At 71.7% G+C, this 16,116-nt stretch carries 16 protein-coding genes; 3 read left to right on the top strand and 13 right to left on the bottom strand.

Translation table 11 applies throughout. The features are described from left to right. Positions 1 to 130: 130 nt before the first annotated feature. On the bottom strand, positions 131 to 898 hold the full coding sequence (locus J5X75_RS05350; RefSeq protein WP_208466131.1) for an alpha/beta fold hydrolase: 768 nt from the start codon (positions 896 to 898) through the stop codon (positions 131 to 133). A 138-nt stretch (positions 899 to 1,036) separates the two neighbouring features. Between J5X75_RS05350 and J5X75_RS05345 the strand changes: the two genes are divergently transcribed. After that, positions 1,037 to 1,993, top strand: a complete 957-nt coding sequence (locus tag J5X75_RS05345; protein ID WP_208466130.1) for a LysR family transcriptional regulator — start codon at positions 1,037 to 1,039, stop codon at positions 1,991 to 1,993. On the opposite strand, the gene J5X75_RS05340 is transcribed toward J5X75_RS05345, so the two are convergent. From J5X75_RS05340 to J5X75_RS05295, 10 genes are read right to left on the bottom strand one after another with little or no spacing between them, the layout of a single operon-like run. Beyond that, positions 1,959 to 2,372, bottom strand: coding sequence for an SPFH domain-containing protein (locus J5X75_RS05340; RefSeq protein ID WP_208466129.1), 414 nt, complete (start codon positions 2,370 to 2,372; stop codon positions 1,959 to 1,961). The genes J5X75_RS05345 and J5X75_RS05340 overlap by 35 nt on opposite strands. Then, positions 2,296 to 3,870 (bottom strand): SPFH domain-containing protein, encoded by a 1,575-nt coding sequence (locus tag J5X75_RS05335; protein WP_208466128.1) that lies wholly within the window; start codon positions 3,868 to 3,870, stop codon positions 2,296 to 2,298. The genes J5X75_RS05340 and J5X75_RS05335 overlap by 77 nt, the downstream gene beginning before the upstream one ends. 31 nt (positions 3,871 to 3,901) lie before the next feature. Next, positions 3,902 to 5,116, bottom strand: coding sequence for a vWA domain-containing protein (locus tag J5X75_RS05330; protein ID WP_208466127.1), 1,215 nt, complete (start codon positions 5,114 to 5,116; stop codon positions 3,902 to 3,904). Beyond that, entirely contained in the window at positions 5,103 to 5,729 is a 627-nt protein-coding gene (locus tag J5X75_RS05325; RefSeq protein WP_208466126.1) for an SRPBCC family protein, read from the bottom strand. The genes J5X75_RS05330 and J5X75_RS05325 overlap by 14 nt, the downstream gene beginning before the upstream one ends. Then, complete coding sequence (locus J5X75_RS05320) at positions 5,726 to 6,577, bottom strand: AAA family ATPase (protein ID WP_238487304.1); 852 nt, start codon at positions 6,575 to 6,577, stop codon at positions 5,726 to 5,728. The genes J5X75_RS05325 and J5X75_RS05320 overlap by 4 nt, the downstream gene beginning before the upstream one ends. Then, positions 6,564 to 7,136, bottom strand: a complete 573-nt coding sequence (locus tag J5X75_RS05315) for a nucleotidyltransferase family protein (RefSeq protein ID WP_208466124.1) — start codon at positions 7,134 to 7,136, stop codon at positions 6,564 to 6,566. Before J5X75_RS05315 ends, J5X75_RS05320 begins: the two co-directional genes overlap by 14 nt. Before the next feature lie 2 nt (positions 7,137 to 7,138). Continuing rightward, entirely contained in the window at positions 7,139 to 8,104 is a 966-nt protein-coding gene (locus tag J5X75_RS05310) for an XdhC family protein (protein ID WP_208466123.1), read from the bottom strand. 32 nt (positions 8,105 to 8,136) lie between these two features. Continuing rightward, on the bottom strand, positions 8,137 to 10,530 hold the full coding sequence (locus tag J5X75_RS05305; protein ID WP_208466122.1) for an aerobic carbon-monoxide dehydrogenase large subunit: 2,394 nt from the start codon (positions 10,528 to 10,530) through the stop codon (positions 8,137 to 8,139). Next, positions 10,527 to 11,012 carry a (2Fe-2S)-binding protein gene (locus tag J5X75_RS05300; RefSeq protein ID WP_188122477.1) on the bottom strand — a complete coding sequence of 162 codons (486 nt, stop codon included), beginning with the start codon at positions 11,010 to 11,012 and terminating at the stop codon, positions 10,527 to 10,529. Before J5X75_RS05300 ends, J5X75_RS05305 begins: the two co-directional genes overlap by 4 nt. 2 nt (positions 11,013 to 11,014) lie before the next feature. Next, positions 11,015 to 11,887 (bottom strand): FAD binding domain-containing protein, encoded by an 873-nt coding sequence (locus tag J5X75_RS05295; protein WP_307797926.1) that lies wholly within the window; start codon positions 11,885 to 11,887, stop codon positions 11,015 to 11,017. Between the two features lie 126 nt (positions 11,888 to 12,013). Between J5X75_RS05295 and J5X75_RS43960 the strand changes: the two genes are divergently transcribed. Further along, positions 12,014 to 13,303, top strand: coding sequence for an XdhC family protein (locus J5X75_RS43960; protein ID WP_238487303.1), 1,290 nt, complete (start codon positions 12,014 to 12,016; stop codon positions 13,301 to 13,303). Positions 13,304 to 13,651: 348 nt separating this feature from the next. Here J5X75_RS43960 and J5X75_RS05280 read toward each other — a convergent pair whose 3' ends face one another. Both J5X75_RS05280 and J5X75_RS05275 read right to left on the bottom strand, forming a co-directional pair. Then, positions 13,652 to 14,443, bottom strand: coding sequence for a serine aminopeptidase domain-containing protein (locus tag J5X75_RS05280; RefSeq protein ID WP_208466120.1), 792 nt, complete (start codon positions 14,441 to 14,443; stop codon positions 13,652 to 13,654). A 379-nt stretch (positions 14,444 to 14,822) separates the two neighbouring features. Beyond that, entirely contained in the window at positions 14,823 to 15,119 is a 297-nt protein-coding gene (locus tag J5X75_RS05275; protein WP_041831370.1) for a metal-sensitive transcriptional regulator, read from the bottom strand. Positions 15,120 to 15,198: 79 nt separating this feature from the next. Between J5X75_RS05275 and J5X75_RS05270 the strand changes: the two genes are divergently transcribed. Next, a complete protein-coding gene (locus J5X75_RS05270; protein WP_208466119.1) occupies positions 15,199 to 16,116 on the top strand; it encodes a DUF8832 domain-containing protein in 918 nt (305 codons plus the stop codon).

Here is a 16,116-nt window from a genome sequence, read left to right as displayed (position 1 = left end):
GAGCGGGCGAGCGGCGGGCGAGCGGGCGACGGGCGAGCGGCGGGCGAGCGGGCGACGGGCGAGCGGGCGCGCGGCGGACGGGCGCGCGGGCGACGGGCAACGGGCGGGCAGCGGGTGGCGGGTGGGTGGGTCAGGGGGTGTTGAGGAAGGTCAGTAGTTCGCTGGTGAAAGCGGGAACGCGGACCGCGCCCAGGTGGTCGCCGTCGATGACGGCCAGGCGGGCGCCGGGGATGGCTTTCGCGAGGAGTTCCGGGCGGGTGGCCAGGGCGTCGTCGCGGCCCGCCAGGACCAGGGTGGGCACGGTGATGGTGTCCAGCGGGATGGGTTCGGCGTGCAGGGCGGCGGCCTGCGCGGCCAGGGCCGTACGGTCGCCGCCCACCGCGTCCACGAAGGAGCGGAATCCGGCCGCGGCCGGCGAGGTGATGGTCTTGGGGTCGGCGGCCTCGAACGCCTCGCGGAAGTCGCCGGCCGGGATCACCCGGGTGTCGACGCCGCCCAGTTCCACCACCGCCGAGCCGACGCCGCCGACGACCAGGCGGCGGACCCGGGCGTCGCGGGTGGTCAGCAGCAGCGAGACGACGGCGCCCATGGAGTAGCCTGCCACGTCGGCGGTTTCGAAGCCGAGCAGGTCGAACAGGGTGGTGACGTCGGCGGCCATCCGGGTTTCGCCGTAGAACGACGGGTCGTGCGGTTTTCCGGAGCGGCCGTGCCCGCGGGCGTCGATGGCGACGACGTCCCGGCCGGCGGCGGTGAGGGCATCGACCACGCCGGGCAGCACCCAGTTGGTGAGACCGTTGGCGATGAACCCGTGGTGCAGCAGTACGGGTGGCAGTGCCGAATCGCCCTCCCAGCGCTGGTAGTAGATCTCCACACCGTCGGTGGCCTGGAAGGTCGGCATGGCGGGTCCCCTTTGCGTGATGCGAGCGGACGACAGCGTATGCACCGCACCGGATGAGCGGGATCGGTGAGATCGCCGGTGTGGTCAGAGTCTGCGACGCGGGCGCGTACGGCACGTTGATCGCGATACATTGCGGCGGTGACCCCCACTCAGTTGCGCGCCTACTCCGCCGTGGTCCGGTGCGGTTCGGTGAAACGGGCGGCCGCACAGCTGGAGGTGTCCGAGTCGGCGGTGTCGCTGCACATCGGACAGCTGCGCAAGGAGTTGGGTGATCAGCTGTTCTCCCGGTCGGCGAACGGGCTGACGTTCACGCCGGGTGGGCTGCGCCTGGCCAGCCGGGCCACCGAGTTGCTCGGGTTGCAGGACATCACGGTGCTGGAGGTGAGCGCGGCCGGGCAGGGGCGGCGGCTGCTGCGGGTGGGCGCCTCCAGCCTGTTCGCCGAGCACGGCGCGCCGGGCCTGATCGAGCGGTTCGCGAGCCGGGCCGCGGACCTCGACGTGGAGTTGAGTGTCCGCAATCCGGGGTCGTTCGTGCGGGCGCTGATCGAGCGGCGCATCGACATCGCGATCGGCCCGCCGCCGGTTCTGCCGGATCCGGCGGTGGTGTGCCGCCCGGTCATGTACTACAAGGTCGTCACGGTGGCCGGCCCGGACCATCCGCTGGCCGGCACCCAGCCGTCACCACGGCAGCTGCGTGATCAGACGTGGCTGCTGGGGCCGTCCGCCGCCGCCGACCGGGGCGCCATTCCGGCCCTGCTGCGCCGGCTGGGGGTGCCGGACGACCGGCAGCAGATCTTCCAGAGCCACGCGGCCGCCATCGAGGAGGCGAAACGCGGGCACGGGGTGGCGGCGGCGCTGTCGTTCACCGTGGCGCCGGAGGTCCGCAAGGGGCATCTCGTGCAGTTCTGCGGGCCGCACACCGGGCTGGAGGACGTGTGGCACTCGCTGACGCTGGCCGAGACCGGGGCGCCGTCCGCGGCGGCCGAGCTGGCCCGTTTCGCGTCGACGCCCCGGGCCATTCAGGCGATGATGCGCGGGGCCGGGGTCAATGTGGGGCGGTTCAAGCCGTCGATCCATGTGACTCTGTGGAGCTGATGCTCCGCGGCAGCAGCTGGGCGGCGATGAGGGTGGCCAGGGCGCCGTTGTCACTGCCGCCGTCGGTGCGGATCACCACCGGCTGCGGGGCCTGACCGGCCAGTTCGGCGCCCACCTCGAGGCGGCGCAGGGCCAGCTCGTACTGGAGGACGGCCCGGTTGTCCCGGTACGCCTGGGCGAGCCGCCGCTGCGCCTTGGCCTCGTTCTCGGCGGCGATCAGCCCGCTGCGGCCCCGGGTCTCGATCTCGAACCGGACCCGCTGGGCGTCGGTCTCCTGCTTCTCCAGCAGCTGGGCGACCTGTTCACGGGCCTTGTTGAGGGCCGCCTTCACCTCGACGATCCGGGCGTCGCGGACCTTCTTGGCGCGTTCGATGTCCATCTGGAGCTGGTCGATGCGGCGTTTGCGGGTGAGGCCCCACTCCTGCTCGTAGGCGGTCGCGCATGGCGGCCATGTCGGCCGGGGTGAACAGTTCGGTGCCGCGCTCGCCGAGCATCTCCCGGGCGAGTTGCAGCAGGTCGACGCCGGCCGCCCCGTTGGGGTCGCCGGATCCGCCGATGCGGACCAGCCGCGGCAGGTGCCCGGCCACCTCTTCCAGCCGGTCCAGCACCTCACGCTGGTAGCGGTACTCGAGGATCTCCGGCGCCTCCGCGGTGGTGACCGCCCGGATGTCCAGGGCCTGCGCCTCCAGCAGGGCGGCGTTGGCTTTCGCCTCGGATTCGGCCAGCACGTACCGTTGGCGGGCCAGCGCCTCGGCCCGGTTGGTCTCCCGTTCGACGGCGGTGTCCATCTGGGCCTGGTACTGGGCGATCTCGGCCTGGATGGCGGACAGCGTCTCGGTGAGGGTGGCGAGCTCCTTGGTCAGGTCGCCCTCGTCCTGCTCCTTGCGCAGCGTCAACGCGTACTCATGGGTGTAGGCGTCCTTCGCGACCCGGACCATCTCCGGTGCCGCGAGGTCCATCCGGTATTTCTGGTCGGCCGGCTCGGCGTGCGTGATGTTGGCGTTGGTCAGCTCGACGGCCGGGCGGAACTGCTGGTTGAGCATGTCCAGCAGGCGGCCGGAGTCCTCGCCGACCATGTTGTAGATGTCGGCGGCCGCCTGCTCGTAGATGAGGCTGCGAATGGTCTCGCTGACCGCGTTGCCGAGTTTCTCCTCGAAGCCGCGGACCGCGCCGAGCGTGTAGACGAACTCCACCGGGTCGTTGATCCGGAACTGGATGAACAGGTCGATCGACGCCTTCACCCCGCCCTTGGTGGGCGCCTCCCGGACGGGGGCGTTGAACGGGTACTCCCGGGTCGTGTTCACGATGTACGACACCCGCTTCCACGGGTTGAGCAGGATGATCCGCCCCGGGCCGACGACCTGCTCCAGCTTGCCGAAGCGGGTGATCAGCGCGGCGCAGCCGTCCGGCACCATCACCATGCCCTGCCGCCACCAGACGAACCCGACCGCGACCAGCGACAGCACCCAGTAGTGCACGCCGAAGAACGGGTCGAGCAGCACGTCTCCGCTGGCCACGCCGACCAGGGCCACCCCGAACAGGCCGATCACCAGCAGCGACAGCACCGGCAGCATGGTCACCAGGGAGCGGCCCCGGGGGATCACCATGGGGCAGATGACGTGCACCTGCTCGCCGTCCTGCCGCTGCAACTCGCTGCGGTTGAGCACCTCTCCGGCCTCGTCGAGCGGGACGGTGCGCTGCTCCATCACGGTGTCGACGCTGCCGCCGAGCTCCTGGGCGGCCGGGAAGTCGCTGGGATCGACGCCCATCTCCGAGCCGGCGAGCCGCCGCATCTCCGCCCGGGCCACCTCCTGCGGGTCGGCCCCCTCGACGATCGCCCCCGCGGCTCTTCGCAGGCTCTGCTGGATCCGTGCCACGACCTTCCTCCCCCGCTAGAAAGCGCTGAGCTTATCGCCGGCCGGCCACTTCCCGTAGACACCGGACGGCCTGAACGAGGTCGGCGAAGGTGGCGGCCGGCAGCAGCCGGTCACAGAACGGCAGCGCGGCGGCCATGCCGCCGACACGGGGGGTCCATCCGGGAGCGCCGGCGCGCGGATTCAACCAGATGATCCGGTACGCACGGCGGCGCAGCCGGGCCATCACGGCGCTCATCCGTTCCGGCGGATCGCTGTCCCACCCGTCCGAGGCGACGATCACCACGCCGCCGCGGACCGTCTCGCCGTGGTGCGAGTCGAGCAGCGCGCCGAGGTTCGCGGCGATCCGGGTGCCGCCGAACCGGTCGTCGACGGCCGCCCCGGCCTGCTCGACGGCCTCGGCCGGCGAGGTGTGCCGCAGCGGCACGGTGAGCCGGGTCAGCCGGGTGGCGAAGGCGAACACCTCGGCGTCGGCGACGGTGGCGAACGCCCGCATGAGCTGGAGGTAGGCGGCCGCCTGGGCGCGCATCGACTCGCTGACGTCGCAGAGCATCACGACCCGGCGCGGGCGCGGCACCGGCCGTTCCCGGACCACGGTGACCGCCTCCCACCCGGTACGCCGGGCGCGGGCGATGGTGGGCCGCAACGCCACCCGCCGGCCGGCCGGATGCGCCCGGTGGCGGCGGCCGCGCCGGTGCGGCCAGTGCGTGAGAGCGTCGCGCAGCACCTCCCCGAGCGCCACGGTCTGGGCCGCGTCCAGGTCCTCGAAGGGCTGCTCGGCCAGCGCCGCCAGCTCGCTGGGCCGCGGGTCGGGCACGAGCGGCCCGTCCCCGGCGGGTGTCTCGTCGGCCGCGACCACCGGCGGCAGGGTGGCCCACGGCAGCCCGTCCCCGCCGGAGGTCCTCTCGTCGCCGGTGCCGGGGACCGCCACGTTCCGGTCGTCGTCGCGACCGGACGGCGGCACGGCCGGGCGACTCAGCGGCAGCGGCGGGCCGTCGTCGAAGACGGTGGCGAAGACCCGGTCGAAGACGGCCAGGTCGGCGTGCCGCCGGACCAGGGCGACCCGGGCCGTCCAGTAGAGGACGTCGCGGGACACCGGTGGGCTGGCGGCCAGTGCCCGTACCAGATCGTCGGTCTCGGTGATTCCGGCCGGCAGGCCGGCGGCGCGCAACCGGGCCGTGAACGCCACCGCGAACGCGGCCCGGTCGACCCCGCGCAGCAGCACCGGGGCGGGGTCAGCCGCGGGCAACGAACCAGATGACGACGGCCGCGACGACGGCCACGCCGACGCCGACCGGGATAAGGCGCTTGTAGACGGACCCGCCGGCGACGGCCATCAGGTCCAGTGCCTCCGGCTCGGGCTCCTCGTCGACCGCCACGGGGACGGATACCGGAGCGGGCTCGGGCTCGGGCGGCTCGGCGGCCAGTTTCGCCTCCAGGTTGGCGACGAACTGGGCGAGCAGCTTCGACGACACCTCCTTGATCATGCCGCTGCCGAACTGGGCCAGCTTCCCGCTGATCCGCAGGTCGGTGTCGACCGTGACCCGGGTGCCGTCCTCGCCCTCCGGCGACAGCGACGCGCTGACCACGGCGGCCGCGTTGCCGGCCGACCGGGCGTCGCGGCCCTTGGCGTCGATGACCGCCCGGTAGGCCGTGTCGTCCTTCTCGACGAACCGGGCGGTCCCGGCGAAGTCCGAGATCACCGGGCCGACCTTGACCTTCACCCGGCCCTGATAGACGTCGCCCTCCACCCCGGTGAGCTGGGCGCCCGGCATGCACGGGGCGATGCCTTCGAGGTCGGTCAGCACCTGCCAGGCCCGGTCGACCGGGATCGGGACGGTGAACTCGTTGCTGATCTTCATGGGGGGCTCTCCCGGGTCACGGCCTCGGCGACCAGGATCCGGTCGTCGGGGGTCTTGGCGATGGTGCCGATGGTGCGCAGAACGTCCCCGGTGGCGAGGTCGGTGACGCCGAGAGCGGCCAGCGCGGAGACCCAGTCGATGGTCTCGGCCAGGCCGGGCGCCTTGTCCAGTTCGAGCGCCCGGACCCGGCCGATGAACGCGGTGGCGTCGCGGATCAGCGGTGCGGTGGCGGCCGGAACCGCGCGGCGCACGATCGACGCCGCGCGGTCCGGGGCCGGGAACTCGATCCAGTGGTAGAGGCAGCGGCGGCGCAGCGCGTCGTGCAGGTCGCGGCTGCGGTTGGAGGTGAGCACCACGACCGGCGGCCGGGTGGCGGCGAAGGTGCCCAGTTCGGGGACGGTCACCGACGCCTCGCCGAGGAACTCGAACAGCAGCGCCTCGAACTCGTCGTCGGCCCGGTCGATCTCGTCGATCAGCAGCACCGGCGGGGTCGGCCCGTCGTGCCGGACCGCCCGCAGGATCGGCCGTTCCAGCAGGAAGTCGTCGGTGAACAGGGAGGAGTCGTCGGAGGCGAGGCCGAGCCGGATGTGCAGCAGTTGACGCTGGTAGTTCCACTCGTACAGGGCCTCACCGGCGGTCAGGCCCTCGTAGCACTGGAGGCGGATGAACGGCGTGTCGAGCGCGTCCGCCAGCGCCTTGGCGGCGGCCGTCTTGCCGACCCCGGGCTCGCCCTCCAGCAGCAGCGGCTTGCCGAGACGCAGGGCCAGGAAGATCGCCATGGCGAGGCCGTCGTCGACCAGGTAGTCGACGGCGTCCAGGCGCGCGATGACCTCGTCAGGAGTGTTCAATCGAAAGCAGCCGTTCGTAGTCTTCCCGGGTGTCCACATCGATCGGCACGGTACCGTCGGCGACGATCTCGGTCACCCGGTGGCGGCCGGAGTGCAGCAGCTTCCACACCGCCTTGTCACCGTGCAGTCCGGCCAGTTCGCCGAAGACCTCCCGGCGGAACAGGAAGGGATGGCCGAGCCCGTCGGCATAGCGGCACACCCCGAGAGGGCTCTCCACTTCACCGAGGCGACGGACATCGTACGGGCGGACGCCCGGCTGGTCTCCGAGGAGAAGCACCAGCCGTTCCGCCTCGCCCAGATACCGAACCGCCGCACTGATCGAGGAGCCGCAGCCGCTGCTGAACGCCGGGTTCTCGATCACCCGTACCCCGGAGAGGTCGACCGTGGCGCGGATGGCCGCCGCCGACCCGCCCAGGGTGACCACCAGGTCGTCGAAGCCGCAGGCCCGGGCCATGTCGAGGGTGGCGTCGAGCAGGGTGCGGCCGCGGAACGGCAGCAGCTGCTTCGCCTCGCCGAGCCGGCGCGAGCCACCGGCGGCCAGCACCAGCCCGGTCACCATGGTCAGGCCTTCGTGTACTTCTTCAGACAGCCGAGGCAGCAGAACCAGAAGTCCTCGCCGTCGACCACCCCGTGCGGGGTGTCCGGTCCGATCACGACGGTCATCCCGCAGACCGGGTCGATCGCGGTCGCGGCCGGTGACTCGCCGGAGGGAAATGTGGCCGGCCCGACGGGCAGGGTCGGGCCGGCCACGAACTCGGGCCCGGCTTTCGCGAACGCGGCCGCCTCGGCGTGCGTCGCGGCGGGCTTCTTCGGCGCGGCGGCGGCCAGGCCGCCGAGCCGCATCTCGCGCACGATCTCGGCCAGCACGGAGAGGGCGATCTCCTTGGGGGTACGGGCGCCGATGTCGATTCCGGCGTGCGCCCGGATCCGGGAACGTTCCTCGACGGACAGGCCCATCGTGTCGAGCAGGATCGCCGACCGGGTGTGGCTGGCCACCAGCGCGATCAGCGGCACACCGGCGTCCAGCGCCTCCCGGACGGCGCGTTCCTCGTCGCGGCCCAGCCCGGCCACCACCACCGCGGTCGCCCCCTCGTACGAGTGGGTCACCTCGAAGTCGAGGAACTCGGCCAGGGCCGTCGCGGCCGTGCCGATCGGGGTGCCGCCGGTCACCACGACCAGCGGTTTCGGCAGCACCGGCCGGAGGAAGATCTCGATCGCCCCGCCGGAGTGGCAGGGGTTGACGACGACGAGCGCGCCGGGCGTCTCCGGGAACGCGGCCGCGTCCTCCGGCAGCACCCGCAGCAGGACGGTGGTGCCGTCGCGCAGCGAGTCCATGGCGGCGGCCCGCACCGACGTCTCGGCGCAGACCCCGCCGACGAAGCCCTCGATGGACCCGTCGGCCAGGATCACCGCGTCGTCGCCGGCCCGCGCCGAGGTGGGCTCCTGGGCGCGGACTACGGTGGCGTGCACGAACGGCCGGCGGGCCAGCGTCAGCTCGTGGGCGCGCTCGGCGATGCTCGTCGTCATCACGTACTCCGTCTTCTTCAGATCCGTCGTCTTCAGATCGGCGGGGTGGCCTGGCCGCGCATGGCGTCCCAGACCCGCGACGGGGTGAGCGGCATGTCGGCGTGCCGGACGCCGAACGGTTTGAGCGCGTCGACGACCGCGTTGACGATCGCCGGCGGCGAGCCGACCGTCGCGGACTCGCCGATGCCCTTGGCGCCGATCGGGTGGTGCGGCGACGGAGTGACCGTGTAGCCGGTCTCCCAGTCGGGCACCTCCAGCGCGGTCGGGATCAGGTAGTCCATCAGTGAGGCGCCGAGGCAGTTGCCGTCCTCGTCGAAGGAGATCATCTCCATGAGCGCCATGCCGACGCCGTCGGTGAGACCGCCGTGCACCTGGCCCTCGATGATCATCGGGTTGATCCGGGTGCCGCAGTCGTCGACCGCGATGAACCGGCGGACCTTGACCTCGGCGGTGCCCGGGTCGATGTCGACGACGCAGATGTACGCCCCGTGCGGGTAGGTCAGGTTCGACGGGTTGTAGCAGATCTGCGCCTCGAGACCGCCCTCGACGCCGTCCGGCAGATCGCCGGCGCCGTGCGCCCGGAACGCGATCTCCTGGATCGTCACCGACTTACCCGGGTCGCCCTTGACCTGGAAGGCGCCCTTCACCCAGTCCAGATCGGCGACCGACACCTCCAACATCGCCGACGCGATCAGCTTCGCCTTGTCCCGCACCTTGCGGGCCACCAGGGCGGCCGCCGCGCCGGAGACCGGGGTGGACCGGCTGCCGTAGGTGCCCAGTCCGAACGGCGTGTTGTCGGTGTCGCCGTGCAGCACGTCGATGTCGGCCGGCGGGATGCCCAGCTCCTCGGCGACGATCTGCGCGAACGTGGTCTCGTGGCCCTGCCCCTGGGTCTTCACCGAGAGCCGGACGACGGCCTTGCCGGTCGGGTGCACCCGCAGTTCACAGCCGTCGGCCATGCCCAGGCCGAGGATGTCCATGTTCTTGCGCGGCCCGGCGCCGACCGCCTCGGTGAAGAACGCGATGCCGATGCCCATCAGCTCGCCGCGGGCCCGCTTCTCCGCCTGTTCCTTGCGCAGCTCGTCGTAGCCGGCCATCTCCATGGCGAGGCGCATGGTGGGCTCGTAGTTCCCGGAGTCGTACACCCAGCCGGTCTTGGTGGTGTACGGGAACTGGTCGGGCTGGATGAAGTTCTTCAACCGCAGCTCGGCCGGGTCCATCCGGAGCTCGTAGGCGAGCGTGTCGACGATCCGCTCGACCAGGTAGACAGCTTCGGTGATGCGGAACGAGCAGGCGTACGCCACACCGCCGGGCGCCTTGTTGGTGTAGACCGCGGTCATCTTGCAGTGCGCGGCCTGGAGGTCGTAGCTGCCGGTGAACACGCCGAAGAAGCCGGCCGGGTACTTCACCGGGGCGGCCGTGCCGTTGAACGCGCCGTGGTCGGCCAGCACGTTCGTACGGATCGCCAGGATCCTGCCCTCGGAGGTGGCCGCGATCTCGGCCCGCATGATGTAGTCGCGGGCGAAACCGGTGCTGATCAGGTTCTCCGAGCGGTCCTCCATCCACTTCACCGGCTTGCCGGTGACGATGGAGCCGACGATGCTCAGCACGTAACCCGGGTAGATCGGCACCTTGTTGCCGAAGCCGCCGCCGATGTCCGGGGCGATCACCTGGATCTTGTGCTCCGGCAGACCGGCGACGATCGCGTAGAGGGTGCGGTGCGCGTGCGGGGCCTGGGTGGTCGACCAGAGCCGCAGCCGGCCCTCGACCGGATCGAAGTCGGCGACCGAGCCGCACGTCTCCATCGGCGCGGGGTGCACGCGCGGGTAGACGATGTCCTCCTTGACGACCACGTCCGCCGCGGCGAAGACCCGGTTCGTCTCCTCCTCGTCGCCGGTCTCCCAGTCGAAGACGTGGTTGTCCGCCTTGCCGTCCAGGTCGGTGCGGATGATCGGGGCGTCCGGCGCGAGGGCCTTGCGGACGTCGACGACCGGCTCCAGCACGTCGTACTCGACGTCGATCAGTTCGAGGGCGTCCCGGGCCTTGTACCGGTCCTCGGCGACGACGAACGCCACCTCCTGGCCCTGGAAGCGCACCTTGTCGGTGGCCAGCACGGCCTGCACGTCGTTGGAGAGCGTGGGCATCCACGCCAGGCCGAGGCCCTTGAGGGTCTCGCCGGTGACGACCGCCTTCACGCCGGGCGACGCCTCGGCCGCGCTGGTGTCGATGCTGACGATGCTCGCGTGCGCGAACGGCGACCGCAGGATCGCCAGGTGCAGCATGCCGGGCAGTTGCACGTCGTCGACGAACCGGCCACGGCCCCGGAGCAGGCGCGCGTCCTCCTTGCGCAGCATCCGGCCGAAACCGACCGGATTCTGGTCGTTGTCCTCGAACTCGGTGAGCTTGGTGTCCTGTGTCGTTGTCACTGGGCCGTCGCCTCTTCTTTGGAAGCTTCGTGAACAGCCGCCCAGCGGACCGAGCGGATGATCGAGGAGTAACCGGTGCAGCGGCAGATCTGGCCGGAGATGGCCTCGCGGATCTCGCCCTCGGTCGGGTCCGGGTTCTTGTCCAGCAGTGCCCGGCAGGTCATCAGCATGCCCGGTGTGCAGAACCCGCACTGGAGGCCGTGGCACTGCCGGAAGCCCTCCTGGATCGGGTCCAGCTCGGCGCCGTTCGCCAGGCCCTCGACGGTACGGACCTCGTGGCCCCCGGCCATCGCGGCGAGCACGGTGCACGACTTGACGGGCTCACCGTCCAGCCACACCACGCAGACGCCGCAGTTGCTCGTGTCGCAGCCCCAGTGGGTGCCGGTCAGGCCGAGCACGTCGCGCAGAAAGTGCACGAGCAGCATCCGGCCCTCGATCTCACGGGTGTACTCGGTCCCGTTGACGGTCATCGTGACCTGCATGTTCAGCTCCTCGCCCGGTCCACGGCGGTACGCAGGGTGCGCCGGGTCAGCTCGTCCGCCAGGTGGCGCTTGTAGTCGGCACTGCCCCGCGTGTCGGTCACCGGGTCGCAGCTGCGCGCCGCGATCGCCCCGGCCAGCCGGTACAGCTCCTCGCCCGGCTCGTGGCCACGCAGGGCCGCCGAGATCTCCGGGATGCCGGTGGTGTTCGGGCCGACCGCGGCCAGACCCACCCGGGCGTCCACGATCCGCTTCGCGTCGTCGAGCCAGACCGCCGCCCCCGCGGACACCACCGCCCAGTCGCCGGCGCGGCGCTCGACCTTCGCGTACGCGCTGCCGACCCGGAAGCTCTTCCTCGGGATCCGGATCTCGGTGAGGATCTCGTTGTCCGCGACCGCCGTCTCGTACGGGCCGACGTGGAACTCCTCCATGGTGACGACCCGCTCGGCGCCGCCCGGGCCCCGGATCACGCAGCTCGCGTCCAGGGTCGTGCACACCGCCGACAGGTCCTCGGACGGGTCCGCCTGGCAGAGCGAACCGCCCAGGGTGCCGCGGTTGCGGACCACCGGATCGGCGATCACCCGCTCAGCGTCGCGGAAGATCGGGAAGACACCGGCCAGCACGTCCGACTCGAGCAGCTCCCGATGCCGGGTCATGGCCCCGATGCGCACCTCGTCGTCGCTCAGCCTGATATAGCCGAGCTCGTCGTGCAGATCGTTGATGTCGATGAGATATTCGAAGTTGGCGAGCCGCAGCTTCATCATCGGCAGCAGGCTGTGGCCACCGGCCACCAACCGTGCCGAGCTGCCGAGCCGCTCCAACAGTCCAATGGCTTGATCCACGCTTGTGGCACGTTCGTACTCGAACGGAGCCGGCACCTGCACCCTGCACCTCCCGCGAAGTCGCGCAGACCCTCGCGTGCCCCGGGTCCATTGTCAACAGCGACCTAAGGGTTCTCTTAATCAAGCGTTGACTAGGCCTTGACGATCACGGAAGGTGCTCAGATGCGCGAGATCGTGGACGGGCTGATCGCCTGGCGCGCCGCCGGCATCTCCTTCGCGGTGGCGACGGTGGTGAACACGTGGCGGTCGGCGCCCCGCCGGCCCGGCGCCGCGATGGCCGTCAACGAGCACGGCGACGTCCTCGGCAGTGTCTCGGGCGGCTGCGTGGAGGGCGCCGTCTACACGGCCGCCCAGGAGGTCATCCAAACCCGCAAAGGCCAGACACATACGTACGGGGTGAGCGACGGCGACGCGTTCGAAGTAGGCATGACGTGCGGCGGAACCATCGAAGTCATGATCCAGCCAGACGTCGCCCTGTCGTCAACCCTGACAACGCCATCAACACTCGATGCGCCGTCAACACTCGCGACACCATCAACACTCGATGCGCCGTCAACACTTGCGGCGCCATCAACACTTGATGCGCCGTCAACACTCGATGCGCCGTCAACACTTGCGGCGCCGTCAACACTCGATGCGCCGTCAACACTTGCGGCGCCGTCAACACTCGATGCGCCGTCAACACTTGCGGCGCCATCGACACTTGATGCGTCGTCAACACTTGACGCCCTGCTCGCGGATATCGCCGCGGGCCGGCCGGTCGCCACCGTCTCCCTGCCGGACTCCCAACTCGTGGTCTGGCCGGATCGCACCGCCGGGACCCTCGGCGACCCCGAGCTCGACCGGATCGCCGCGGCCCAGGCGCGAGGTCTGCTGGCACACGGCCGCAGCGCCATCGTGACGGCCTGCGAGCGCGAGGTGTTCGTCCAGTCCTGGGCCGCCCCGGCCCGCATGATCGTCTTCGGGGCGATCGACTTCGCGGCCGCGGTGGCCCGGATCGGGAAGTTCCTCGGCTACCAGGTCACCGTCTGTGACGCCCGGGGCGTCTTCGCCACCGCGGCCCGCTTCCCCGAGGCGGACGAGGTGGTCGTCCAGTGGCCGCACCGCTACCTCGAAACCACCGAGGTCGACGAGCGCACCGTCCTGTGCGTGCTGACCCACGACCCGAAGTTCGACATCCCGCTGCTGGAGGTCGCCCTGCGGACCCCGGCCCGCTACATCGGCGCGATGGGCAGCCGCCGCACCTGTGAGGACCGCCTCCGCCGCCTGCGTGAGGCCGGTGTCCCGGAGCACGCTCTGACTCGCCTGCGCGCCCCGATCGGCCTCGACCTGGGCGCACGTACCCCGGAGGAGACCGCGGTCGCCATCGCCGCCGAGATCGTCGCCCTCTCCTGGGGCGGTTCCGGCGCTCCCCTGACCGACCTCACCGCCCCCATCCACGGCCCCGCCTGATCAGAAGAGCAAGCCCGGCTGCCGCCGCACGGACCGGGCACGAGCCACAGACCAGGCGCAAGCCACAGACCAGGCGCAAGCCACAGACCAGGCGCAAGCCACAGACCAGGCGCGAACCGCAGACCAGGCGCAAGCAACGCGCCGCACCCGAGCCGCGGACCGGGCGCGAGCCGCAGACCAGGCGCGAGCCGCAGACCAGGCGCGAGCCGCAGACCAGGCGCGAGCCGCAGACCAGGCGCGAGCCGCGGACCGGGCGGGTCGGGGGCCCGGGCGGGTCGGGGGCCCGGGCGGGTCGGGGGCCGGGCGGGTCGGGGCCGGGCGGGTCGGGGCCGGGCGGGTCGGGGGCCGTCAGTCGTGGGTCAGGATCTCGTCGGGGCGGTGGTCGGCGGTGGCGGTGGCCCACCAGGTGGTGATGCGGTCGATGACCGGGCCGGGGTTGCGGGCCCAGGCGATGTGGTCGTTGCTGCCGCCCGGTGGGACGTCGGCGTGGCGGTACTGCCAGAGGGTGGCGGCCGACGGGTGGAACAGGGCGGCAGCGAAGGCCTCGACCGACATCGGTGGGGCGAGGCGGTCGCCTTCCAGGGCCACGATCAGCGACGGGGTGCGCACCGGTTCGGGTGACGGGAACGGGGTGCGGCCGGTCAGCGCCATCCGGGCCCACTCGCGCATCAGGGTGCGGGCGCCGGGGCCGCCGAACGCCGGCTTGGGCAGGTGGCCGAACAGGGTGGTGAGCACCGGGACGATCACGCCGGCCTGGATCACCAGTGGCAGGCCGCCGCGCGGGTAGTGCCGGTGGTACGGCAGGGAGCCGCCCACCGTGACCACACCGTCCGCCGGGACGTGGCCGAGCTGGTGGCCGACCGCGAGTTGGGCGCCGAGGCTGTGGCCGAGGATGATGACCGGCCGCCGCGGCGCCTCGGCACGGGCCGCCGTCACCGCCTCGGCCATCACCCGGATCTCGTCGGCGTAGGACCAGTCGTTGTCGCGCGACGCCGGGCGCTCTCCCTGCTCGAAGCCGCGCCGGGGCAGGGCACGGGCGGCCCATCCGCGGGCTTCGAACGCTTCGACGAGGAGCCGGTAGTACCGGGATCCGATGCCCATGGCGGGCGACACGAGGACCATCGGCGCCGGCTGTGTCATGTCGATCCCCGTCTCGGTGTCGGCGGCCGCTAGTTACCGGCCGGTATCAGCACTCTCGGGTCGCCGGATCCTCCACGACAAGCGGTTATGGCCCACATCACGCAGCCGGGCCGATCCCCTGAACCGGCGCCCGGCCGATCCCATGAACCGGCGCCCGGCCGGCCCCATGAACCGGCGCCCGGCTGATCCCATGAACCGGCGCCCGGCCGGCCTAATAAACCGGCGCCCGGCTGATCTCATGAGCTGGCGGCCGGGGACGGTCCGGACCGGCGACTGGCGGCCCGCCGCGACGGCAGCGAGCCGGGCAGTCCCGTACGAAATAGGGGTTTCGGGGAGGCGGACGACCGCAAGTGGCGGCAGGTGCCGGCGCCGATGCCGGTCAGCCTCTTTTCATCAGACGGCCGACCGCGGCCATCAGCTCGGAGGCCATCTCGTCGGCGCGGCCCTCCTGGGCGCCCTCGTGCATGCAGTGGCGGGCGTGCCCGTCGAGGAGGCCGAGCGCCACCTTGTCGAGGGCGGCCTGGATGGCGGAGATCTGGGTGAGGATGTCGATGCAGTAGCGGTCGTCCTCGACCATCCGCTCGATGCCGCGCACCTGGCCCTCGATGCGGCGCAGCCGGGACTGCAGGTTGTCCTTCGTCGCGGTGTAGCCGCGGGTCGGGGCGGGGTTGGTCATGAGGACCATGCTACATCGCTTGGATACCCCTACGGGGTATGTGTATGGTGAAGGGACAACACGACGAAAGGGGACGATCATGAGGACGCCGGTGCGGCTGGCCGCGTTCGGGCTGGGACTGGTCGCCGTCTTCGGGGCGGCCGCCGGGGCGGGGCGGCTGATCGGCCCGGACGTGGAGCCGGCGCCCGCGCACGGCGAGGCCCACACTTCCGGAGCGCCGCGGATCCCGGGCGGACTGCAGATCGCGCAGGGTGGCTACCGGTTGAGCCCGGCCACCACCCGGCTCACCGTCGGGGAGCCGCAGCCGTTCGCCTTCCAGGTGCTGGGGCCGGACGGGAAGCCGGTCACGTCGTACACCCGCAATCACGACAAGGATCTGCATCTCATCGTGGTCCGCCGGGATCTGTCCGGCTACCAGCACCTGCATCCGGTGCTGGGCGCGGACGGCACGTGGTCGGTGCCGATCGGCGTGGATACCCCCGGGCAGTACCGGGTGCTCGCCGACTTCCAGCCGGCCGCCGAGCCGGAGGCGCTCACCCTGGGCGTCGACGTGCCCGCTCCCGGCGACTATCAGCCGGTGCCGCTGCCCCCGGCGGCCCGGACCGCCGAGGTCGACGGCTACACCGTCACCCTGGCCGGCGATCTCGCGGCCGGGGCCTCGTCGGAGCTCGACTTCACCGTCAGCCGGGACGGGAAGCCGGTCACCGACCTGGAGCCCTATCTCGGGGCGCTCGGTCACCTGGTGGCGCTGCGTGACGGAGACCTGGCCTACCTGCACGTGCACCCGGCGAGCGAGACGGCGCTGAGCTTCGAGGCCGAGGTGCCGTCGCCCGGGGTCTACCGTCTCTACCTGGATTTCCAGCACGCTGGAAAGGTGCGCACCGCCGAGTTCACCGCCACGACGACCGGTGTCACCCAGCCGCCGGCCCCGACCGGGACCGCCGATCCCGGGCCCAGCGCCGACGGACACGGCGCCGACGGCCACACGCACGACTGA

This window comes from Actinoplanes flavus (assembly GCF_017592555.1).
Classification (GTDB): Bacteria; Actinomycetota; Actinomycetes; order Mycobacteriales; family Micromonosporaceae; genus Actinoplanes; species Actinoplanes flavus.
This window is presented reverse-complemented; position numbering and strand designations above follow the sequence as displayed.